22 protein-coding genes are annotated in these 22672 nt (G+C 42.1%); all 22 read right to left on the reverse strand.

What is annotated here, in order from left to right; all coding sequences use genetic code 11:
* Positions 1–3: 3 nt before the first annotated feature.
* Positions 4–1032, reverse strand: coding sequence for a CDP-paratose 2-epimerase (locus CVV21_04715; protein ID PKL92054.1), 1029 nt, complete (start codon positions 1030–1032; stop codon positions 4–6).
* Positions 1033–1230: 198 nt separating this feature from the next.
* The gene (gene rfbD / locus CVV21_04720; protein PKL92055.1) at positions 1231–2076 is read right to left on the reverse strand and encodes a dTDP-4-dehydrorhamnose reductase; all 846 of its coding nucleotides are present in this window, start codon (positions 2074–2076) and stop codon (positions 1231–1233) included.
* 12 nt (positions 2077–2088) lie between these two features.
* Positions 2089–3081 (reverse strand): dTDP-glucose 4,6-dehydratase, encoded by a 993-nt coding sequence (gene rfbB / locus CVV21_04725; protein PKL92056.1) that lies wholly within the window; start codon positions 3079–3081, stop codon positions 2089–2091.
* Positions 3082–3323: 242 nt separating this feature from the next.
* Complete coding sequence (locus tag CVV21_04730; protein ID PKL92057.1) at positions 3324–3779, reverse strand: dTDP-4-dehydrorhamnose 3,5-epimerase; 456 nt, start codon at positions 3777–3779, stop codon at positions 3324–3326.
* Between the two features lie 18 nt (positions 3780–3797).
* The gene (locus CVV21_04735) at positions 3798–4529 is read right to left on the reverse strand and encodes a spore coat protein (GenBank protein ID PKL92058.1); all 732 of its coding nucleotides are present in this window, start codon (positions 4527–4529) and stop codon (positions 3798–3800) included.
* A 385-nt stretch (positions 4530–4914) separates the two neighbouring features.
* Positions 4915–5772 (reverse strand): rubrerythrin family protein, encoded by an 858-nt coding sequence (locus CVV21_04740; protein ID PKL92059.1) that lies wholly within the window; start codon positions 5770–5772, stop codon positions 4915–4917.
* Between the two features lie 72 nt (positions 5773–5844).
* Positions 5845–7680 carry a hypothetical protein gene (locus CVV21_04745; protein ID PKL92060.1) on the reverse strand — a complete coding sequence of 612 codons (1836 nt, stop codon included), beginning with the start codon at positions 7678–7680 and terminating at the stop codon, positions 5845–5847.
* Between the two features lie 273 nt (positions 7681–7953).
* Positions 7954–10755, reverse strand: a complete 2802-nt coding sequence (locus CVV21_04750) for a hypothetical protein (protein ID PKL92061.1) — start codon at positions 10753–10755, stop codon at positions 7954–7956.
* Between the two features lie 278 nt (positions 10756–11033).
* The gene (locus tag CVV21_04755; protein ID PKL92062.1) at positions 11034–11546 is read right to left on the reverse strand and encodes a hypothetical protein; all 513 of its coding nucleotides are present in this window, start codon (positions 11544–11546) and stop codon (positions 11034–11036) included.
* Between the two features lie 212 nt (positions 11547–11758).
* Positions 11759–13060, reverse strand: a complete 1302-nt coding sequence (locus CVV21_04760) for a hypothetical protein (protein ID PKL92063.1) — start codon at positions 13058–13060, stop codon at positions 11759–11761.
* 42 nt (positions 13061–13102) lie between these two features.
* Positions 13103–13570 (reverse strand): hypothetical protein, encoded by a 468-nt coding sequence (locus CVV21_04765; protein ID PKL92064.1) that lies wholly within the window; start codon positions 13568–13570, stop codon positions 13103–13105.
* Between the two features lie 135 nt (positions 13571–13705).
* Positions 13706–14104, reverse strand: a complete 399-nt coding sequence (locus CVV21_04770; GenBank protein PKL92065.1) for a VapC toxin family PIN domain ribonuclease — start codon at positions 14102–14104, stop codon at positions 13706–13708.
* The gene (locus tag CVV21_04775; GenBank protein PKL92066.1) at positions 14092–14439 is read right to left on the reverse strand and encodes a hypothetical protein; all 348 of its coding nucleotides are present in this window, start codon (positions 14437–14439) and stop codon (positions 14092–14094) included. The genes CVV21_04770 and CVV21_04775 overlap by 13 nt, the downstream gene beginning before the upstream one ends.
* A gap of 61 nt (positions 14440–14500) precedes the next feature.
* Positions 14501–15286: an MBL fold metallo-hydrolase gene (locus CVV21_04780; GenBank protein PKL92287.1), complete on the reverse strand. Its 786-nt coding sequence runs from the start codon at positions 15284–15286 to the stop codon at positions 14501–14503.
* A gap of 506 nt (positions 15287–15792) precedes the next feature.
* Positions 15793–16269, reverse strand: a complete 477-nt coding sequence (locus CVV21_04785) for a hypothetical protein (protein PKL92067.1) — start codon at positions 16267–16269, stop codon at positions 15793–15795.
* A gap of 48 nt (positions 16270–16317) precedes the next feature.
* Complete coding sequence (locus tag CVV21_04790) at positions 16318–17109, reverse strand: hypothetical protein (GenBank protein PKL92068.1); 792 nt, start codon at positions 17107–17109, stop codon at positions 16318–16320.
* 161 nt (positions 17110–17270) lie between these two features.
* Complete coding sequence (locus CVV21_04795; protein ID PKL92069.1) at positions 17271–18107, reverse strand: hypothetical protein; 837 nt, start codon at positions 18105–18107, stop codon at positions 17271–17273.
* Positions 18108–18303: 196 nt separating this feature from the next.
* Positions 18304–18702: a VapC toxin family PIN domain ribonuclease gene (locus CVV21_04800; protein PKL92070.1), complete on the reverse strand. Its 399-nt coding sequence runs from the start codon at positions 18700–18702 to the stop codon at positions 18304–18306.
* The gene (locus CVV21_04805) at positions 18690–18950 is read right to left on the reverse strand and encodes an AbrB family transcriptional regulator (protein ID PKL92071.1); all 261 of its coding nucleotides are present in this window, start codon (positions 18948–18950) and stop codon (positions 18690–18692) included. The genes CVV21_04800 and CVV21_04805 overlap by 13 nt, the downstream gene beginning before the upstream one ends.
* 192 nt (positions 18951–19142) lie before the next feature.
* Positions 19143–20963, reverse strand: a complete 1821-nt coding sequence (locus CVV21_04810; protein ID PKL92072.1) for a hypothetical protein — start codon at positions 20961–20963, stop codon at positions 19143–19145.
* A gap of 345 nt (positions 20964–21308) precedes the next feature.
* On the reverse strand, positions 21309–22145 hold the full coding sequence (locus CVV21_04815) for a hypothetical protein (protein PKL92073.1): 837 nt from the start codon (positions 22143–22145) through the stop codon (positions 21309–21311).
* Between the two features lie 85 nt (positions 22146–22230).
* Entirely contained in the window at positions 22231–22665 is a 435-nt protein-coding gene (locus tag CVV21_04820; GenBank protein ID PKL92074.1) for a hypothetical protein, read from the reverse strand.
* Between the last annotated feature and the right edge of the window lie 7 nt (positions 22666–22672).

Raw genomic sequence — 22672 nt, forward strand, 5'->3', positions numbered from 1 at the left:
ACGCTACCCGATATCAGTAAACAGGTTCTTATGTTCTTTTACCCAGCCATAAAGTTTTTCCACGCCCTTTTCAGGCGAAGTTTTTGGCTGCCAGTTTAACATCTTTTTTGCCTTTGCTATATCGCAGACAAAAACAGGCTGGTCGCCGGGGCGCCATGGCCCAAACTTTGTGGGTATCTTTCTGCCGAAGAATTTTTCCAGAAATGCCAGAAGCTCCAGAAGCGACATTGTGTTTTTTGCGCCGCCGCCTATGTTAAAGGCCTGCCCTTTTACTTTGTCTATGTTTTTAATCGCCGCTTCATAAGCGTCAATTAAGTCCTCTATAAACAATACGTCGCGCACCTGTTTGCCGTCGCCGTAAATTGAAATTGTTTTGTTCAACATGGCGGCTATGGTAAACCACGCCACCCAGCCCTGGTCTTCTATGCCAAACTGGCGGTAGCCGTAAATGCAGCTCTGCCGGAACACCACTGTCCTTAAACCGTATATCCTGCTGTAATCTATCATGTACTGATCCGCGGTTCCCTTGCTGCACCCGTAGGGGGAGTGAAAATCCAAGAGCCTTCCTTCGCTTATGCCTTTTGGGTAATCCCTATAAGCATATTTGCCTTTTTTTTCAACTATCTTAATATCTGTCATACCGCCGTAAACTTTGTTGGTGGAAGAATAAATTATAACAGGGTCAGACTTTGTGTTTCTTATTGCTTCTAACACATTAAAAGTGCCAAGCGCGTTAATTTCAAAATCTTCGCGCGGGTCGGTAACAGAAGTGGTAACCGCCACCTGCGCCGCGTAGTGCAGCACCACGTCAAAATCCTTGTTCTTTTTAAAGACTTTTAAAAGGTCATTATAAATACGGGTATCGCCTTTTATAAATGTCAGGTTTTTGTGTTTTTTTAACATTGAAAGGTTCCAGTCCGTGCCCCTGCGCGACAGATTGTCAAACACATACACATCATGGCCCTGTTTTAAAAACCGCTCCGCGGCATTAGCCCCAATAAACCCCGCCCCGCCTGTAATTAATATTTTCACATATCACCTCGTATTTTTAATTTTGTCTTTATTGGTTAAACATTACCGCATGCTAATCCCATTCCTGCCGGACAGCGCAGGAGCGCTGTCCCTATAAGGTCTATTGCTTTCGTAGGGGACGTGCTCCTGCGCGTCCCGCTGATCTTCTTTCTTAATTTATTATCTATGGGTTATGGGATAAAAGTTTATGGGTTAAAATCATTCCCCAAACTTCGCCCTTATATACCTTTTAAGCGCGTCGCGCCATCCCGGCATTATGTCCTTGTCAATCAAGCCCAGGTGATAATTTCTTAAAGCGGAAAAAGCCGGCCTTTTGGCGTCCCTTTTCCACTGGCTCTGGTTTACCACTTTTACCTTGCCCGGCTTGTGCATTATTTTTATTATCTCTTCCACCATTTCCACGCGCGAACAATATCCTTTATTGGAAGCGTGAAACACGCCGCACTCTTTTGACAGTATAAACTGCTTTATCAGTTCCGCCAGATCTAATGAATACGTGGGGGAACTTACCATATCTTTTACCGCTATAATTTCATCGCCTTTATTTACGCCGTTTACAACGTAATCCACAAAATGGTTGCGCCTTTCGCCAAACACCCACGCCGTCCTTAAAATTACGCCGTTGCCCAGTATCTCCCTTACAAACCTTTCGCCTGCCAGTTTGGATTTGCCATAAAAATTGCAGGGATTTTCAGCATCAAATTCAATATAGGGCTCGTTTTTTTTGCCGTCAAAAACATAATCAGTACTTATGTGTATCATGCGGGCGCAGTATTCCCTGCAGGCAATGGCGATATTCTTGGGGCCGATTGCGTTTACTTTCATCGCGCGGTCATTATCTTTTTCGCACGCGTCAACATCGGTAATGGCCGCGCAGTTTACAACCACAGACGGCTGTTTATTTGCCATATATTCAAGGACTGCGTCAAGGTCTGTTATATCCACATCCTTGCTTGAAAGCGCGCTTACCGCGTATGTTTCATCGCATACTTTTTTAACATCCGAACCTAAAAGTCCTGTACCGCCAAAAATAGCTACTTTCATCTTTCCTCCGTTTTACTTATATGCTTTCTTAAAATAATCTTTAAACGCCCTGCCTTTTAACGCCGACCACCAGTTATTGTTTATTACGTACCAGTTGATTGTAAGTTTCAGGGCTTCGGTGAATGTGTGTTTGGGCTTCCAGCCAAGTTTTTTAATTTTGGCTGATGAAAGCGCGTAACGCCTGTCATGCGCAAGCCTGTCTTTTACAAACCTCATAATGGACACGGGCTTTTTAAGCTGTTTGATTATGGTCTTTGCCACAAGTATGTTTGGCTCTTCCACATTTCCGCCCACGTTATAAACCTCGCCCGGTTTTCCTTTTCTTAAAACAATTTCAAGGGCGGCGCAGTTGTCTTCAACATATATCCAGTTGCGCACCTGTTTGCCGTCGCCGTAAAGCGGAAGCTCTTTCCCCTCAATTGCGTTGGTGATAAAAAGAGGGATAAATTTTTCCGGATGCTGAAAAGGTCCAAAGTTATTGGAACTTCTTGTGACAATAACCGGCAGGCCGAATGTTTTAAAATAAGCAAGCGCTATAAGGTCAGAAGCGGTTTTGGACGCGGCGTAAGGGCTTGTGGGTTCAAGCATATCTGTTTCAACAGATTTGCCCTTTTTCACGCTGCCGTAAACTTCATCGGTGGAGATATGAACAAACCTTTTAACGTTATGATTTTTTGCGGCTTCAAGCATGTTCATTGTCCCGCGCACGTTTGTGTCTATAAATACACCCGGATCAAGGATAGACCGGTCCACGTGTGATTCCGCGGCGAAATGAACTACAGCATCCATACCCGCAACAGCTTTATCAACAGCACTAACATCACGGATATCGCCTTTGATAAATGAGAAGTTTGAGTATTTTTTGAATTCAGTTATAGTGTCAGGATTTGAAGCGTAAGTCAAAGCATCAAAGACTATGATTTTGTATTTTGGATATTTCTTAAGCATAAGCCGTGTAAAACAACTGCCAATAAATCCCGCTCCGCCTGTGATAAGTATTTTCAAGTTGCCCATTCTCCTTATTAGCATTTGTCCCGTTCTGTCACCTTTCTCCTATCACCTTTCTCGTTCTATGTACTGTTCTGTCACCTTTCTCCTATCACCTATCTCGCCTTATCTCTTTGCTTTTCGCCCTGGTAGCCGCGCCCTTCAGGGCGCGTTGTTTCAAATCAACTGCCGCACCTTAAAAGGTGCGCCTACCAGATCTAAACCTAGCTGCCTAGCTGCCTAGCCGCCGAGCTGCCGCCTTATCTGTCCTTCCTGCTCCAGTCGTACGGTATTTCGCTTCCGTGCGCGGGCAGCCTGAATTCATCCGGCTCTTTGGGGTTGTACGTTTCCGTGGGGGTGTTGATTATAATTGCTTCATATTCAGAGGCGCCCTTAAAACCGTGATAAACATTATTTGGAATCTGCACCATCTGCATATTGTGTTCGCCTATGAAAAATTCATTTATTTCGCCCTTTGTCTTTGAACCTTCGCGTGAATCATAAAGCACAAGCTTTATCATGCCGCGCACGCATACAAAACTGTCAAACTGTTTTTTATGATAATGCCACGCTTTGGTAACGCCCGGCATTACGGTGGTCATATATACCTGCCCGAATTTAATAAACATTTCATCGTCATGACGCATCATTTCGGCAAGGCGCCCGCGTTCATCACACATTACTTTAAGCTGTTTTATCTTCACTCCGTCTATCATTTTATCCTCCGCGTAACTTTATATTTTATTCGCGCCGCTCTTTTTTACAAGTATGTTGGCTTCCAAAAGGGCGTCTTTAGATTCACCGCTGTCCATCCACCATCCGTCAAGCACGTCATGGGTCATCATCTTTCTGTTTATGTAGGCGTTGTTAACGTCAGTTATTTCAAGTTCGCCCCTTTTGCTGGGTTTTAACTTTCCTATTATATTAAAGACTTCCGGGGGGTAAAAATATATGCCGATTACGGCAAGGTTAGAAACAGGGTCTTTTGGCTTTTCTATGATTCTTTTAACTTTACCGTTAACCACTTCGGCCACGCCGTATTCTTTGGGGTTATCAACTTCTTTAAGGATTATCTTCGCGCCCTTTTTCTGTTTCTTAAAATCCGCGGCGGCTTTTTTAATGTTCTTTTCTATTATATTATCCCCAAGCACAACCACCATTTTATCGTTGCCCACAAATTCCTGCGCAGTCCGTAAAGCGTCGGCAATACCGCCTTCGCCGTCCTGATAACCGTAATGAAGGCGCTTTAACCCAAACTCTTTTCCGTTGCCCAAAAGCCGTAAAAAATCCCCGGAATTGCTTCCGCCTGTCACCACCATGATATCCTCTATCCCGGCGTTTACAAGCATCTGAATAGGGTAATAAATCATCGGTTTATCATAAACCGGCAATAAATGTTTATTGGTAATTCTTGTAAGCGGGTGAAGCCGTGTTCCAAGCCCCCCGGCCAGTATTATCCCTTTCACACATACCTCCATAACCGCATTATTGGCTGTATTTTCATTGATTATAGCAGATAGGCGATTTTTTGCAAATGGTTAAAACAGGGGGATTACTATCTTTAGAAGGGTTTATCTTTTTGGAGTTTCCTGCGAAGAACTGATTCGATTTGATATATCTAAAAGTCGCAGTTTTATTAAGACTGCGTCGAAAAATAGAAAAGTCTCAATTCTCGAGAGCTTCAACTTCATAAAATCAGCCGTGCCTGACCTTGAAAGTAGAAAGTAAAACCATTTTCATAAAAAACCCGAACCCTTTACCTTATAAAAACTGATGTTCCCTCTATCACCTGTTTTGCGTAAGTGCCATTACCTTCTACTTTCAGGATCCGGTACCTGTTTTTTCCTTTATTTAATTCCCAAAAATATGTTTGATAAGCATTCCGACTGCCAGTGACATGCCTATTACCACCGCCGTTATCCCGGAAACTTCCAAAAATGCCTTTTTATAGTCTGTGTTTTTAACCACGGACATATAAAAAGTAAATGCTGTCAGTATCACCGCAACCGCGCAGAGCGAGTAAGAAAGCGCGGCCAGATGATTAGCAACCAGAAAGAACGGCGTTACAATCGCGGCTGTTACAAAAATATAAACTGTGCCGGCATATATCGCGGCCTTTAGCGCTTTTTTATCGCCTATATCTGTTTTTTGCGAGAGGTATTCGGAAGCTGCCATGGCCAAAGTGGCTGCCACTCCGCTTACAAGTGCGGTTTTACCCACCATAATTGAATTTGCCAGGGCAAAAGTTAGCCCCACCACTATGCCCGTGATCTCCTGTATGGAATTATTTACAGCCAGTATCATTGACCCCATGTGCTCCACAGCGTCTTCCTCCAGCTGCTTTACCAGGGCTTCTTCATGCTTTACTTCATCATTTATTATTTTTCTTATTCCGGGAAGGCTGTCTTCGGCGTTTTCATAATTATGCTCTGCTTTCACTTCGCCGTTCTCCATCATTTTCACGGAAAAAGTCATGCCAAACAGCGCGGCGGTAACAGTGTATATGAATATCCTTAGCCTGTCAGGCTTTGTATCTGTCCCGGTTATTTTTTTAAAGTAATTATAATGCGTCATTTCATCTTTGGATATCTTCGTTAAGACTTCCCTGTTCTTTCCTTTCGCCCTGCCTGCCATAAGCCCGTAAACTATGCTTTCCGTGATTTCATTTTTCTGATAAAGAAGTATCCTTTGCATTGTACCGCTGTCCATGTATCCTCCTGTAATAGTTGATATGCATACGACAAAACCAGTCACAAGTAAAAACCCGGTACTGATTTTCCACTAGTGAACTATAAATAACTTTCCCTTATATATATGTTTGTCCGGCGTTTGTATGACATAGTAGTATATACCAGGCGATACCCTGTTTCCATATCTGTTCTTTGCGTTCCAGTTTACAAACGTAGTAACAGCATCCACGGCATACACAAGTTCGGCCGAGAGCGTATATATGTTCAGGCGCGAGCCCGGCACCATGTTGCGTATTTTAAGAGCGTTGTCAATAGCCGTATCAGGATTAAACGGATTCGGATATACGCAGGGCTCGTCAACCGGATAAAAGACACTGTTTGAACTTATAGCCGGATGTTTTGAAGGCGCGGTATAGAAAGCGTCATTGTAATCGCACCAGGCGGTATTCTGTATGGGGTATCCGCTTATAAAAGTACGCACTGTGGCCATTATTTCTACCCGCGCTATTTGCCCGGGGTTAAGAACAGGAATTGTAAAAACCACATAATTGCCTGTAACCTGCGGCGCAATCGCGGCCGCATATCCGTTATAGTCCAGCTGTGAAGGCAGAGTATCCCAAACTATAAGATTTGTGACGCTTTGCAAAGTAGTATTACTTACGTTTATGGAAAAAGTCACATTAGCGCCTGTTTCAGGCTGGTCTCCGGTAACGGATTTTTCAATCGTAAGTTCCGCGGCCTCTATGGCATTTGTTGGTGTCACAGTCGCAGTCACAGTCACAGTCGCAGTCGTGGTCGCAGTCGTGGTCGCGAGAATTGGCGTGGTTGTATGTGTCAACTGCGGTGTAATTGTATTTGTCGTCGTGCATGTTTCCGAGAAAAAAGCTGTCTGCGTGACAGTCTGCGTATGCCACATGGTTGCGGTATTAGAAGCTGTTACCGTCAGGGTAGGAGTATCTGTTTCCGTGACCGTCTGTGTGAATACTTCGGTTTGTGTCTGCGTAACAGTATTTGTCTGTGTGCAAGTGGGGGTATTTGTATGTGTGGTGCATACACCGAACTTTTGCACCCTGTTTGCACTTAATGAAGAATCAGTAACATATATATTTCCGGCATTATCAAAGGCAATAGCTACAGGAAAAAGAAACTGCCCATCGCCAATACCCATAGTGCCCCAATCATACTGATAAATTCCTGCCTGATCAAAAACCTGAACATTGCGGTTTCCGGCGTCAGCTACATATACAAGTCCGGCGCTGTCAACAGCTACTCCAAAGGGATTTGAAAACCCTCCCCACTGCAGTATATAATTGCCTGATGAATCAAACTTCTGCACCCTTTGGTTTGCCGCGTCCGCCACATAGACATTGCCTGTTGAATCACAGGCTATTCCATAAGGGTTCAAAAACTGCCCGTCTCCGGTTCCATTGCTGCCCCATTGCAGGATATAATTTCCGGATGAGTCAAATTTCTGGACCCTGGAATTACCCAGTTCTACAACATAAATATTACCCAAAGAATCAAGTGCAATGCTTGTCGGCGCGTGAAATTGCCCGTTCCCGGCGCCGGATCCGGAGCCGACATCAGATATATATGTGCCTGCAGCGCTAAATTTCTTAACCCGGTCATTATCAGAATCAACCACATAAACAAACCCAAGAGTATCACAAGCCACTCCAAAAGGGGTATTTAACCCGCCCCACCCTGATATATAATTCCCCGAAGTCCCATATCTCTTTATCTGGTCATTGCCCTGGTCAGCAACGTAAACATTGCCCGAATTATCCACGGCAATCCCATAAGGCCCGTTAAAAACCCCGCCGCCCAAAGACCCGTCCCATTTGGTTATAAAACATGGCGCAGCAGCAAAGGACAAAACAGCCGTAAAATTCAGCAACAAAACAATGACAACAATTTTTTTTAACATTTTCCCCTATTCCCGTTATTTGGTAACCAATCAGCCATACCAGACCTTGAAAGTAGAAAGTAAACCCATTCTCATTAAAAACCTGAACCCTTTATCTTATAAAAACTGATATTTCTTCTATCACCTGTATTGCGTAAGTACCCTTACTTTCTACTTTCAAGGCCCGGCACCATTTTCCTTCTTCTGCTGCAATCAAAAAATACTTTCTACTTTCAAGGTGGGCACTAATTTCTTACCCTTTGAAACAAGCTTCAGACTCCGCAGATTATTTTCCTATCTTCTAATTTTTATAGCCGGTAAAACTTTTCTATAAATTACTTCTTTATCTTTAAAAAGAATAGCACATACTATATAAGTGCCGTTTGCTAAATTTTCCGTTTTGATACTGTACTTCATTTCAGGAATAGCATCAAATTCTTCACCGCAAACAAGTCTTAAACTCACTGTATAGATTTTTATTTCCACGCTGTCCGCTCCTGAATCATTTCTTAAAAAAACCTGCATCCGTTCATTAAACGGATTAGGATAAACCATCATCTCATTTTCAGAGTATAGGCTTATCTCCGGTGTAACCGTAGGTGTTTGTGTTATGGTACTTGTAGAACTTGGCGTCTGCGATACAGTAGCCGTTTTAGTCACTGTAATAGTCTCTGTAATAGAAAAAGTCGGCGTGATTGTTGTTGTAGGTGAAGATGTATGTGTTTCTGTTGCAGAGAAAGTTTCTGTAATTGTAAATGTGGGCGTCGGAGAAAGAACAGGCGTGTCTGTTGAAGTTGGCGTCCTTGTCCCTGTTGTTGTTCTGGTGGGCGTGATAGTTGCCGTACAAGTTCCTGTACGTGTCGGCGAGCATATTGGAGTCACGGTTTGAGTCGGTCCATTCTCAACACAAAAAGCCGCAAATCCCCAGGCATTATGATATGTAGAACGCCTGAAATTTCCGCCGGTAAATAGTTTTTTTCTGTCCTGTGAAATTGCTATTCCTCTGCACCAACCATCAACAGGCGGTACAAAAGAATGGTCAATATAATTATTATATATATCAGCCCTTGATATAAAGTATAATCCGTCTCCGTTATCATTATTAAAAGAACCGCAGTAATACAGCCAGCCGGCGCTTGTATCCAGTTCAACATCCTCAGAACTATTTAAAACCGGGAAATTCGGGTCAAAGATACCTGTAATCCAGTCATATTTTCGTAATTTACTTGATCCCGACGAATAAATATTAGACCCATCAAACGCTATTGTATCTCCCGAAACATTCGGATTATAGGATGTATCTATAGCACCTGTGATCATACTGGCCTTTCTTATTCTACTCGTGTTTATGTCCCCATAGTAAATGTCGTTGCCAATAATAAAAACATTCCTAACAGAACCAGACGCTCCCTGATTAAATACAGGATCAACTGCACCTGTGATGCCATCAACTTTTGCAAGATAACTTCTGGTTATCCCCCCTATGCTGGTCATATCTCCACCCATATATAAATTAGTACCATCAAAAGCCAATCCATACACTTCATTACTGCTGACCCCTTCTATAATTCCCGGAAAAAAGGACGCATCGCCATTGCCTGTAGCAGCATCAAGTTTCGCCACCATTCTTCTTCCATAACCTCCCGCAGAATAAAATGCACCGCCTACATAAATGTAATTATCTGCAAGACATATAACATTTACACTACTTCCCATTTTTGCGTCAAATGAGGCATCTACAAGCCCTGTAGATATATCTATTTTTGCTAAAGCCCTTCTTTGTATCGCACCAATACTGGAAAAATAACCTCCAAGAAAAATATTAGCCCCATCATTTGCAATTGTGATAACTTGATGGCTAGCATTAGGCATAAAGGAATTATCCGGAATACCCGTTGTTTTACTAATTTTCGCACAAGCCAGGCGCGCAGTATTGCTTACGCTTACAAATGCTCCCCCTATATATAAATCAGAACCCGACGGCGTTATAACAAAAACTGAATTATCCGGACCAGCTGAAAAAGATGTATCAAGCGCGCCGTTTATCTGATCTAATTTAACTATAAATTTTGCCGTTGTGGCATTCACAGAAGCAAAACGTCCGGCTATATAAACAGAAGCAGCATCAACGCACACATCATAGACAGCATCATCATATAAACTCGCACTATTAACGTCCGTAATAAAAGAAGTATCCAAAATCCCCGTCGAGGCATTTATTTTAGCAATTCCTCTTCTTATCTGCGAAGGTTCATTCACCTGAAACGACCCTCCTGCAATATAATAATTAGTCCCGTCACCATCAATATCAAGCACCGTACCAGCGATAACCGGGTTAAAAGCAGGTATTCTCGCTCCTGTTAACGCATTAACTTTTATTACCGATCCATATTCTATTACACCATTACTAAAATGAGAACCTCCAAGCACCAGATTTGAGCCATCCGGATACATTGTATTTACAGCAAACCCGCCAAAATTGTCAGTTACGTTAAACGTCATATCAACAGCACCTGTTACCGGATTAAGTTTTGCAATAGATGATCTTCCACTTGAATTTATATTCATAAAATTTCCTGCCACATAAAGACTGCCACCATACAATAAAAGTTTCTTAAACACCCCGAAAGCAGTTGGCGAAAAATCAGGATCAAGCGCTCCGTTCGAATAAATGTGTGCAATACTTTGCCTGCTTATACCTGCGACATAATCAAAATCTCCCGCAACATACCATCCGCCAGAGCCGTCTGAAATAGCGGTATTAATAACAGTTCCTGATACTTCAGGAAACCCGGATATTATTTGACCCGTCACACTATTTACAGGCGAACCATTTCCTGTTCTTGGTCCAATTATTCCGAAATTACCGCCTATATACACGCTGTCCGCTGTAGCAGTTACACTATAAACCACTCCATTTACAACCGGAAAACTAAGCAAACTTAAATATCCACCCGGAGTAGGTGTTATAGTACACGACGGAGCAGGTGCTCCATAAACTGAAATGCTAAAAAAAATAAACAAAATAGTTAAACAAAATAAGTCCCTTTTCTTCAAAATACTCAAAGAAACTGCCTCCCTGATTTTAGATACCATTTCAAAAATATTAATATTTAACTGTTATTAATAAAATAATCAGTGCCCAACTTTGAAAATAGAAAGTAAAACTACTGTTTTTTAAAGAAATCAGCCGTGCCAGACCTTGAAAGTAGAAAGTAAAACCATTTCCATAAAAAACCTTAACCCTTTATCTTACCTTTAATTAATTCTTATCTTCGTAAAAACTGATGTTTCTTCTATCACCTGTATTGCGTAAGTACCCTTACTTTCTACTTTCAAGGTCCGGCACCGTTTTCCTTCTTTCAATACCTGTTTTACTGCTTTCCAGCATCCTTCTGTTCAAATATCGCGGCAATGGGATCAACAGCTTCACCGACTATTGTTCCTGTTTCCCAGCCTGCTAATCCGCCTCCAAATAATCCAAGACATACCGCAAACACATCAATTATCGGCACTATCAAAGCCATTTCGCCATATGCGTATTTCGAATTATTAACACATATCCAAATTCCCCATGTAAGGCCGGCAGCTGCACCGGCTACTGTAAAAATCTTAGCTGTAAGGCCGTACGCATCAGAATCTTTTTTCTCGTCATAATACAAAACCGACGGCAGCAAAAGCCCTGCAGCAGCGCATGCGATACCGGCATCTGAATTCTTAAAAACAGGCACTGCAATAAGCCCTGCCGCCAGCCCTCCCGCAAGTCCAATCCCCTTAACTTTTAACCTGTCAAGCTGCCTGTCAGCTGAATATTTAATTGTGTTATTTTTCTTTTCAAATTCATCCTGTTTGTCCTGCAATCCCGGAGTGGTTGCACAGGAACACATAAAAATAGATACTGCACACAACAGAACAACCAAAACCCTTCCGGATTTTTGTCTTTTGTTAAAACTCCGGCTAATTAATGACTTGTAACTACTTTTTAATCCCAAGTTAAAATTCATCTACGCTCCCGGCGCCGCTTTACGGCGTAAAATATCAATAACCAGTACCATAACCACCTAATATCCTCGACAATTGCTTATTCAAATTTAAACCATCAAAAATACCACTTACTGTCAACCACAACCTGTATAACTTCGAAATCTTTCAAGTATCCCGTTTCCTGTTCAGGTAAGTCCTGGTAAGAAATATGTTTTACGGCAATGTTGATATCACCGTGGTCCAGCTTATATCCAACACCAAAATTTATATTTAACATCCCCATATAAGACTTACCCTCTCTTACATAAGGAATCAACACATCATCTACATCCGAATATTCTTCTGAATAAATAGAATACCCGGCACCGGTTCTAAGGGTAAGTTTTTCTGTCACGCCCCATTCAACCCCCAGCTTTCCTTTATAATAATCCATTTGCCGATCATATCCCTGATTATCATACAGATTATTGTAATTTATATTTTCATAATTAAACTCAACAGGTATTAAGATATTACCCGGCGCTTTGGCAGACGATCCTGCCGAAATGCTGTATCTGGTGTTTTTACCGCCATTTTCATCTGAACGCATAAAATACCTGCCGTCTATTCCAACATTAAAAATATCAAGGCTCTTTTTCAAAACCGCCTTAACATCAAATAATAGCGTGTCATCAAAGATGATTTTTTCGTATGTTCCATCAAACCAATTTTCTCTATATTCCGCATATCCTAACCCCACCCCTATATTAAACAAAAACTCTATGTCTTCGGGGGCTGTTTTCGATACCGCAGCACTTAACCTTAATGTTTCATCATTTATAGTTTGCGTACTAAGTACATCATTATTATACGAGTATGAAACCGCAGTTTTATTTCCAACAGCCAAAGAAAACAGCCAGTCAGTTTTGTCCTCCGGCAGCAAAGACAGAGAAGCATGATAAAAAGATTTGCCGACATTTTGATGTATTTGCGTATCATCGACGAAATAATAAGACCCGCTGAAACCCGCTGACAGCCTTCCGATTATTCTTCGGGCAATTTCAACAGCCCCGCCTAAATGTTTCTCCCTATATGGAAACCCCGCGTATGGTTTAACCGAAACAACCGTATCTTTATCAAACCAATACACTATTCCAATGTCCCCTGTATATATTAAAGTATTTGCAGACATTTCCTTTTTGTATCTAAGATGCGTTTCCCATCCAAAATCAACAGCAATAATATTCTGCATAGGCCTGTTAAGCAACGATGACACATATCCTGCGAAATAGCTGTCATTCAACCTGCTCTGGCCCGGTATGGCCGTGCTTTGATCCCCCAGCGCCGAAATACGCGCCGCCCCGCCGTCATAATACGAATCCGCAAATACGGATGTGCTGATAATAATATAAGCAGCTAAAATTAATATCCTTCTCATTTTCCCTCCGGTTAATTTTCACTACAACAAAACATCAAACCCCTACATCCACTGTTCCCCGCAGTCTTTACAAACCATCTTAGTATAAGTGAAATTTGCAGATTTCACTTTTCCGGAGCCGCACGAAGGGCAGTAAAACCCGGCATATTGTGCGGCTGATTTTTTTAATATGGCGGTAAGCGCTATGATTAACGGCGCGAGAAGCGCAAGCAAAAACAGGAAAATAACCGCATTAAATTCTTTGTTTGTCATCGCAGGTACAATTACCGCAGCCAATACTCCAATCACCGACATCACCAGATAAATTATAAGAATTATCCTGCTTATTCTGCCGCCTTTGGCAAAAAAGAACAGAAGCAAAGCCCATATAATCAGCTGGCCTATGTTTGATGTTGGTTTTCCGTTTAAAACCGCAGACCCAAACAAAGCAAGCACAAAAATCCCGGCGCTTATAAGTACCGTTATCACGCTTCCCGGCATCCTGCTTTTTATTTCATTCTGATTTTCCATACCGCCTCCCGAATACTGATAAAATCCCATATTGCTATTCAACAAATTAAAATTATTATACGCCTGACAAACGGAATTTGGAATATAAAAAACGGCATTGGGGTTACAATTGAATTGCAGGATTTTAACGGAACTTTACACCCAGATAACCTTTATCTCCCCTTCCACTTCCTTAAATTCCTTATCCCCTGTCAAAACCGGAGCTTTGTGTATCTTAGCCAGCGCCGCCGCGAAACAATCCGCATATGACATTTTTTTATGCGCTTTTATTCCGGCTGCGGCTATTGCAGTATCAATATCTATAACCTCTATTTCAATCGAAGTGGAAGCCATAATGCCACGCAGCGCTTCTGCAGCTTCAATGCCTTTTTGCCTTAATATTATGTAATATAACTCCCCAAAATTAACAGAACTCATTATTAACTTTGTCTTCTTTGCCTGCCATTCTTTTATATATGCTGCAATCTTAGCGCTGTTTGGCTCGCCAAACATAAGCGATGTCATTGCATACGTATCAATAATTACTTTTTCCATTTTTTTGCCTTTCTTTCCATTTTGCCATACTCTGCGGCACGTTCTTCAAGCAGTATCTTAGTCAGGCTTTCCCCGCCGGAAAATATACCGATAAGAGAATCAACATATTCAGGAGTCTCCGGCCTTAGTGTAATAGTACCGCCCTGTAAATCCACGTGTATTTTTGTACCCTTTTTAATCTTCATCTTTTTGCGTATTTCCGCGGGTATTACAATCTGCCCTTTTTCAGTGGCCGTTATTGTATACATTTTTATCCTCCGTCTTACTTTATTTAACCAAGTATACATAATTACATAATGTATTACAAGTCTGATTTCAGAAAATTCGGATATCATCTACGTTTGATTTACAGCCTGATATCTTCTTCCCTGCAACTGCAAATAGCAATGTTACAAATCAGGCTTTGACGCCTCTTCTTTTTATCCTTTTCAGAATGAACTCCTGCCCCGGGGCAAGAACATATACGCGGGACGGGTTGGTTACAAGCCCAAGCAGTTTCTTTGGGTCTGCGTTAAAGGGGGTAAAGTCCGGCGCGTCCACCGACCCCCAGTGGCATAGTAACAGGTGCGTATCCGGATACGCGTTTGCAAGCTTTACCGCGCCTTTTATCCCAAAATGCCATTCGTTATCCGAAAAATCAAAAAAGATTGCATCGGGCACAGGCATATGCAGATGCGATTTTAAAAGGCGAGAATCCCCCGGCGCCCATATTGTACCGTCAGGTGTCTCTATAAAAAATCCGCACGCATCGCTGTCTTTAAACCGGCGGGTATTGCCCGGCTGTTCGTTCTGCCACGCGTGATCAACCGGCGTTAATTTTATTTTCACCGGCCCCACGATAAATGAATTGCCTATTTTATGCCCTACAGAAGGCAGCTCTTCTTTTTTCATAAGTGAAGCACCATATATTGTTGAATGAAACTTTTTTGTTACGCCCTTCAGCGCGGCGCATGTGGCAGCGCTGTAATGGTCGTTATCACTGTGCGTTATTAAAACCGCATCAAGGCGCGGGACTTGTCTTGCCTTTACCGGCATATCAATAAGCAGCGGCATATCAAAACCCTGCAGGACAGGGTCCAGCATAATGTTTGTGCCATGGCAGTTAATATGAAAACCGGCAAGCCCCAGCCAGCGTATGGATGTTTTATCGTAAGGTTTAAATTCTTTTGCCCCAAAACGCATGGCCTTAGGCGCTTTGGCCTGGTACTTTTTCTTGCCGGCTTTTCCTGTTTTAACCGCTTTACCCCGAATACCCAAGTATTTTTCCCCTTTTCATATTAATGCTTATTATTTAAGCACTCTTCCTATTATATATAATTAAACCTAATTGCCCCTTACAAATATTTTCCCTCTGCGCAGCAGTTTTGAATTCTGCCCCTGTTCATATATCAGATAATAATAAATTCCGGAAGAGACTTTATCACCCCATTGATTCAGCCCGCACCAGAAATCAGCCGTGCCAGACCTTGAAAGTTGAAAGTAAAACTATTTCTGTTAAAAAAAATGCACCCTTTATCTCATCTTTAATTAACTCTTTTCTCCATAAAAACTGATTTTTCCTCTATCACCTGTATTGCGTAAGCGCCATTACTTTCTACTTTCAAGGTCCGGCACCGTTTTCTTTTCTTCTTCTCTTCAATTTATACCCCGAAATTATATATCCAAAAGAACCTGAATGTTTTCTTATTCTACTCCCACTCTCCCCCGCAGTCTTTACACACCATCCTGGAATAATTAAAGTTTTTAGATTTAACTTTTCCGGAGCCGCATGAAGGGCAGTAAAACCCGGCATATTCTGCGGCTGATTTTTTTAATATGGCAATCAGCGCGGTTATTAACGGCGCAACCACAACCAACAGAACTATCAGCAAATTAATTGTGAATTGATGATTTGTTACAGCAGGCACAATTACCGCAGCCAATATGCCCAGAATTGATAATACAAGATATGCCGTAAGTATTATCCTGCTTATTCTTCCTCCTTTGGCAAAAAAGAACAGCAGCGATCCCCAAATTAAAATCTGTAACACAGCCGTCAGATAAACCCCGCTTACCGCTGTCACCGCAAGCAGCATAAGCACAAAAACCCCGCAGCTTACAAGAACAGTTATAACGCTTGTTGGCATTTGTTTCTTAATTGCTTTACCATCATTCTGATTTTCCATACCGCCTCCCTTGTATTATCAGCATCCCGATTCCGTGATATTACCCTATCAGTATACTCCCGTGCTTATATATGTCTGATTAATAAATTCTATCTCTGTTTCCGTCAATTCAGCGTGGCCTGGTTCGTAATAGCATTTAGACTCTACCCGCAGAAACGAAACAGGCTCGTACCGTCTTAATATTTCCCTCTTTTTATTTGCCCCTATCGTAACTTCAATATGCATGATGTGGTTATCGAGGTTATCATATTGATCTCTTGCTATCATCATATAATCTGAATTATACGTAGTAATACCTTTCCCCAGATACATTCCGGTCAACAAATAAAAATCCTGTTTTGTCAGTTTTCCGGCCATGTTATAGGTATACAATACCTGAAGCGGAAATACCGGGACAACCTCATGCTGTTCTCTTCTATATACCAGCCCTGCCGAATCAGTCTCGTAATAATTGGTTGCAAAAACATTACCGCTGTTATCCCTTTGAACAGTGGTTCTAATCCTGCCTCCGGGCCAATAATTAAAATCGGACTTCACAGATAATAGACCGTCTTTAAAGTAATCAATTCTGATAATTTTTCCCAAAACGTCATAATAGTATTTATATGCTTTATCAAAACCTTGTATGGTGTCCTGTGCGGTGCATGATACAAGCTTGCCCGCATCATCATAATAATAGCGTTCATAAAAACTTACGTTTTTCAAATAATCATACCCCTCCTGATAAAACATCCTTTCCTCCACTTCCGTTTCAATTGACGTGGGGCATTTATGCTTTGTGCAGGAAGCAATAACCAATAATGTAAAAACAAGCACAATTCCCGTTATTGATTTTTTCATTTACCCTCCGGTAAAAATCATCACATTCCCGTACTGTTTTTAATAAATTAAAATTATTATACGCCTGACAAACAGAATTTGGAATATAAAAAATGGCATTGCGGTTAAAATTGAATCGCAGGATTTTAACGAAACTTCACACCCGGATAACCTTTATTTTATTACTTCAACTCTCCTCTATTTTTCACGGGCGGCAGGAAATTCTCACCTGTTACAACTCTTTTACCGGTCTTGCTTTCAAGTTCTTTTCTTGCCCTTTTCGCTATTTTTCCACCCTTTTTACCCGCAGTGCCGTTCTGTGCCATTCCTTTCGCCTTCATTGTCTCGGCTATCTGCCGTGTTGATAATTCGGCAAGCGCGGTAAAAATAAGTTCGGCTTCAGTCATATGGTCACGCAGGTTCTGCTGCTTCAACCCTTTTAACCTTTTATGTTCTTTAACTTCCAAATCAGACCATTCTTTATGAATTATATTTGTCAGGATGGCATATTCCTCATCTTTTTTAATCTCATTTTTACTCCAGTAGTCGGTCAGCTTATTCCTTGTTTCCTGCCCTGTCATCCTCTGTTGTATCCATTTTTCGCTCCTTCCGTGTTTCTGCCAGTTTTCTCTAGCCCTGTTTAAAGACCTTTCAGGGTCAGCCATCTCCTGCATGCGTTCATAGCCCACCTTCGCCAGCCAAAGTTTGATGGGCTCGGCTTTTGGGCTTGGAACAGACTGTATCAACCGGAGGATAGTTTCAGGATTCGCAGCATCCGTAATCCTCATTTTCCCGTCTTCCGCGGCCATTTTCAAACGGTGACAATTTGTCACCGTTTGACTGCCTTCACTTTTAAGACGTTGTTTCAGCTTATTCCAATATTTTCTTGCCGTTTGAAAATCAGGCTGCTGTATCAACGCTCTTACGATATCAACAACAGAAAAATACCATATTTCACTTTTTTCATCATACTGACGCCTTATTTTGTAATTTTCAAAAAATGCAAGTGAATTTTCCATAACAGTTATAACCCTCCGCTTTTGCATTTAAAAATATTTATCCCTCTCCCAATTATGTTTTGCATTATACGCTTCAGATAATAATACGTCAATTTTTTAAATATTTTCAGTATAATACAAAAATAACCCGCACCACACCTTCTACGTTTATGATAATGTGTTGTAAAACATTAAATTGCAGGATTTTATCGGAACTTTACACCCAGATAACCTTTATCTCCCCTTCCACTTCCTTAAATCCCTTATCCCCCGTCAAAACCGGAGCTTTGTGTATCTTGGCCAGCGCCGCCGCGAAACAATCCGCGTATGACATTTTTTTATAAGCCTTATACCTTGCCGCCATAACAACTTCTTCTTTTCCCGCCTCTACAATTTCAATTGGAATGCCGGCAAGCATACTTTCAAGCGACTCTGCCGCTTGCATTCCTTTTTTTCGCAGCATGAAATAGTATAATTCTCCAAAATTAATTACTGACATCAGCATCCTTGTCCTGTTTTGACGGAACTTGTCAATATGCGTGAATATCTCTTCATAGTTCTTTTCGGCATTAAGCAGCGCGGCAATGGAATACGTATCAATTATCACTTTTCCCATTTCTTAAACCTTTTCTCTGACTCACGTTTTTCCGCCGCGCGTTCTTCAAGCAAAAAATCCGTCACATTTCCGCCCTTGCCAAAAATACCCACAAGCGACTGCAGGTATTCAGTTGTTTCAGGCCTTAGTGTAATAGTGCCGCCCTGTAAATCCACGTGTATTTTTGTCCCCTTTTTAATCTTCATCTTTTTGCGTATTTCCACGGGTATTACAATCTGCCCTTTTTCAGTGGCTGTTATAGTATACATTTTTATCCTCCGTCTTACTTTATTTAACTAAGTATACATAATTACATAATGTATTACAAGACTGATTTGGGTAAATTCAGATGAAACCGCTTAATTCCTGTTTGTTTAACTTCCCTATATATACAGCATTATCCCCTGCAAATAAAAATCATGTGGTTACAAACCAAGTTTTTATTTAATACAATTTTAAACCTAATTACCCCTTACAAATATTTTCCCCCTGCGCAACAGTTTTGAATTCTGCCCACGTTCATATATCAGATAATAATAGATTCCGGGGGAGACTTTATCTCCCCATTGATTCAGCCCATACCAGTAAATCACGGGTTCCTGCGGCCTTGCCGACCAGACAAATTCCGCGCTTATTGTATATACTGCCACCATTGAATTAGCAGGCACATTTTTAAATTTAAGGGGAACACCGGAATCAATATTAAACGGATTCGGGTAAACCTGAATTTCGCCGCCCGGCCATACTATTGTGGCGGTTACAGTGGGAGTGCAGGTGGATGTCCGCGTAAAAGACGGCGTTAATGTAATTGTCCATGTTGGGGTAAACGTCGGCTCTGCGGTGTGTGTCCATGTAACCGTCAGGGTAACAGACGCGGTCAAAGTGCCGGTCATAGTCTGTGTTACGCTCTGTGTCGCAGTCTGTGTATTTGTTAATGTCTGTGTCGGCGTTGCTGTCTGCGTCTGCGTTATTGAATACGTGGATGTCGCGGTTAAGGTTGCCGTGGGAGTAGGCGTTAAATCGGTTCTCCATTGAAGAAACGACACGCTGGAACCAGACACCCATGCGCCGCCGGTCCTGAACATAACACCGGGCCTGCCTGTATTATCCAGATCTAATGATGTCCCTACCCCGCTGCTGACAAACATTCCCGCGGCAAAGCCGTCCGGGTCTGTCCATGCTGAACCGCTCCACTGCGCGTAACGCACGCCAACAGGAGAATCCGCGACATTATAAAGGCTGCTTGTCCACGCCATACACGGTGTACCAAACGCGTCAGTATCAAGGCATAAATAATCTGCAGTATTCATAAAACCGCCGGAAACGACAATATCTCCAATACCCGTGCCGTCCACATCCACCCACGCGCTGCCGTTATATTTAAGATAATAAACATCCCTGTTATAAGCGCCGGGCAAATTTATGTCAGACAGCCACGCCACATGAGAATACCCAAAAGCGTCAATATCAAGATCCGGCGTTACAGAATTATATGTGTCATTTGAAATATTGATACCGGCAAGCCCGCTGCCGCTTATATCAACCCATGCAGAAGAGTCCCATTTAATATAATAAATTTCATTTGGGGCAATAATGCCGTTTGCCTCGCTGTATACTATATGCGGGTTGTCCATCGCGTCAATTTCAATATCAGGATCAGTGGAAATATTGGATGAATTGCTTACATTGCTTTCTCCCGTGCCCGTGCCGTCCGCGTCCACCCATGCGGCGCCGTCCCATTTAAGGTAAAAAATATCACTGTATGAGCCGTTTTCTTTAACAAAGACAACATGCGCCTGCCCCAAAGAATCAAGCGCAAAAACGGCATTTGATTCAGTATCCGTGCTGTTAGTGATGTTTATTTCACCCGTGCCCGTGCCGTCCGCGTCTACCCACGCACTGCCGTTCCAGCGCATATAAAAAACGTCATTATTTAATGTCGCCGCCTCATAATTTATCCAAAGCACATGCGCCCTGTCCGCGCTGTCCAGCCTTAATTCAGCGCTTTCACCCGCGCCTATCATCATATTTGACTGCCCGACACCGTCGGCATCCACCCACGCGGTTCCGTTATATTTTAAATAATAAAGATTACCGGAATCGCTCCAAAGCACATGCGGATAGTTTAAGCTGTCATATTTCATGGAAAAAGTTGATGTCATTACAAACGGAGGATGTATAAGCACCTCCGCCGTCCCCGTGCCGTCAACATCCACCCAGGAAGAAAACAAAGCATAAGGAAAAATCATAAATAAAACCATCACAATTAAAAGCCGTTTCACTGATTCTCCTCTTCTGACTTACAAAAAAATTTCAGCATCAGAAACTGTTTTTTTACCATGCCTGTTATTGTCACTTACCGGATAATAACACATATATTCAACCCGCCGCCACTAAATTACGAATCAGGCAATAACACCTTGCCCCGGAGAAAGGTCCTTCCTTATAATACCCTGCTATACGCAGGAAATATCATATTCGCCGTAAAAAAACTGCCGATTTTTTTCATTTAATATTTTACTGTCTAAGTAATCTACGCGTGACGTTTTCAGGTTATAACAGGAAATTGAAGCCGGTTATAATTTCATATCCCGCTTCTTAAATTGACATATTACTATTCTCTTCCATTAAATCACATTTCCCGGCAACGACCTGCCTGTTACCATATTCTTAAACTTTTTTGCCCTGTACCCAAAAGCCGCGGCAGCATAAATCTTTTCGCCTTTTTTAATGCCCAGCGCCTTTCTTACAGCCGCGCTTTTGTTTATAAACATATTATTGCCTGTAAGGTTTCTGCACCCAAGCCCAAGGGTTCTTGCGTAAAGGTCCATATTGTAAAGTATATACTGCGCGCTTTCAATTGTAAGCGGGGCGCTGCCGCCTGATACAAGGTAAACTATCGCAGGCGGCCTTGATTCGTACGACCTGCCAATTTTTATTGAATGTGCAAGTTTCGGTTCGCCTTTAAAATACTCTTTTTTAAGCGCGCCCGGCAGAAGCGATGTAAGCAGAAAACGGATTACCGGATTTTTAAAATAGTTATTATATATGCCTTTTGTTATCTTAAAAAGCCCGTTGTCAACAGCGTCTATAACCGCGTCATCATACGCTATAATGGCCCTGAAAGTATGCGTGTGCGACGGCGCGTAAGCGCCTATATTAATAATATCATGCAAAATATCCACAGGCGGTTTTTCAGGCAGAAAATTTCTGTCTGTGCGGCGGGACATTAAGAACTTTTTCATCTGCGCCGCGTCCACGCTGCAGTCAGCGGTTATTTTTTCCGGCGCCTTTTCATCCCACCAAAGCGCCCGCGAAGAACAAATCGCAACACACTGCCCGCATTCGCTGCACGCATCATAATCTATAGTTATTTTTTTACCCGACAATTTCATACAGCTTTCGTGGCAGATTTCAACGCACTGCCCGCAGCCGGAGCACATTTCAGATTTTATTGTCACCATACATATAACCCCTTTTCATTGACGGCATTTCTTTCGGCAGCCGTAAAATTTCGCATACATAACAGCTTACAATACACAAAACTTTTTATTTTACTCCCGGCGCTTTATAAACCCCGCTTTTAAACTTTTTAACCGAATCCGTTATCATAAACGCAAGAGTCGTGATGTCTATATCTGACAGCCTGCGGATATAAAGGCACGCCCTTCCCCTTGAATGTTTCCCAAGCTTTCCAAGTTCCACAGGATAATCATCAATATTGGGAAAAATATACACTGAAATTTTGCCTTTTCTTGCCGCAAAGGCGGTTTTCATCCAGTCGCCCTGCCGTCCTGATTTATAAATGTAATGTACTTTCCCAAAACCCACAATAGACGGCCCCCACATAACAGGTTTCTCTCCTGCCGCCTTTTCCATTATAGACGCCAGCTTTAGGCAGTCCTCTTTAAGCTGAATATCCTTTATGGAGTTTATGTATTTCATTGCGTCTTTCTTTGTGGGCTGTGTCTTATTTTCCGCCATTATCCCC

It is taken from the genome of Candidatus Goldiibacteriota bacterium HGW-Goldbacteria-1 (assembly GCA_002839855.1).
Lineage (GTDB): Bacteria > Oederibacteriota > PGYV01 > PGYV01 > PGYV01 > PGYV01.

What these genes read in the sequence shown, in the direction of transcription:
- rfbD (PKL92055.1), bottom strand. Translation starts at nt 2,076, where the DNA reads ATGAAAGTAGCTATTTTTGGCGGTACAGGACTTTTAGGTTCGGATGTT.
- CVV21_04730 (PKL92057.1), bottom strand. Translation starts at nt 3,779, where the DNA reads ATGATAGACGGAGTGAAGATAAAACAGCTTAAAGTAATGTGTGATGAA.
- CVV21_04740 (PKL92059.1), bottom strand. Translation starts at nt 5,772, where the DNA reads ATGGACAGCGGTACAATGCAAAGGATACTTCTTTATCAGAAAAATGAA.
- CVV21_04745 (PKL92060.1), bottom strand. Translation starts at nt 7,680, where the DNA reads ATGTTAAAAAAAATTGTTGTCATTGTTTTGTTGCTGAATTTTACGGCT.
- CVV21_04750 (PKL92061.1), bottom strand. Translation starts at nt 10,755, where the DNA reads ATGGTATCTAAAATCAGGGAGGCAGTTTCTTTGAGTATTTTGAAGAAA.
- CVV21_04755 (PKL92062.1), bottom strand. Translation starts at nt 11,546, where the DNA reads ATGTGTTCCTGTGCAACCACTCCGGGATTGCAGGACAAACAGGATGAA.
- CVV21_04760 (PKL92063.1), bottom strand. Translation starts at nt 13,060, where the DNA reads ATGAGAAGGATATTAATTTTAGCTGCTTATATTATTATCAGCACATCC.
- CVV21_04765 (PKL92064.1), bottom strand. Translation starts at nt 13,570, where the DNA reads ATGGAAAATCAGAATGAAATAAAAAGCAGGATGCCGGGAAGCGTGATA.
- CVV21_04770 (PKL92065.1), bottom strand. Translation starts at nt 14,104, where the DNA reads ATGGAAAAAGTAATTATTGATACGTATGCAATGACATCGCTTATGTTT.
- CVV21_04775 (PKL92066.1), bottom strand. Translation starts at nt 14,439, where the DNA reads ATGATATCCGAATTTTCTGAAATCAGACTTGTAATACATTATGTAATT.
- CVV21_04780 (PKL92287.1), bottom strand. Translation starts at nt 15,286, where the DNA reads ATGCGTTTTGGGGCAAAAGAATTTAAACCTTACGATAAAACATCCATA.
- CVV21_04785 (PKL92067.1), bottom strand. Translation starts at nt 16,269, where the DNA reads ATGGAAAATCAGAATGATGGTAAAGCAATTAAGAAACAAATGCCAACA.
- CVV21_04790 (PKL92068.1), bottom strand. Translation starts at nt 17,109, where the DNA reads ATGAAAAAATCAATAACGGGAATTGTGCTTGTTTTTACATTATTGGTT.
- CVV21_04795 (PKL92069.1), bottom strand. Translation starts at nt 18,107, where the DNA reads ATGGAAAATTCACTTGCATTTTTTGAAAATTACAAAATAAGGCGTCAG.
- CVV21_04800 (PKL92070.1), bottom strand. Translation starts at nt 18,702, where the DNA reads ATGGGAAAAGTGATAATTGATACGTATTCCATTGCCGCGCTGCTTAAT.
- CVV21_04805 (PKL92071.1), bottom strand. Translation starts at nt 18,950, where the DNA reads ATGTATACTATAACAGCCACTGAAAAAGGGCAGATTGTAATACCCGTG.
- CVV21_04815 (PKL92073.1), bottom strand. Translation starts at nt 22,145, where the DNA reads ATGGTGACAATAAAATCTGAAATGTGCTCCGGCTGCGGGCAGTGCGTT.
- CVV21_04820 (PKL92074.1), bottom strand. Translation starts at nt 22,665, where the DNA reads ATGGCGGAAAATAAGACACAGCCCACAAAGAAAGACGCAATGAAATAC.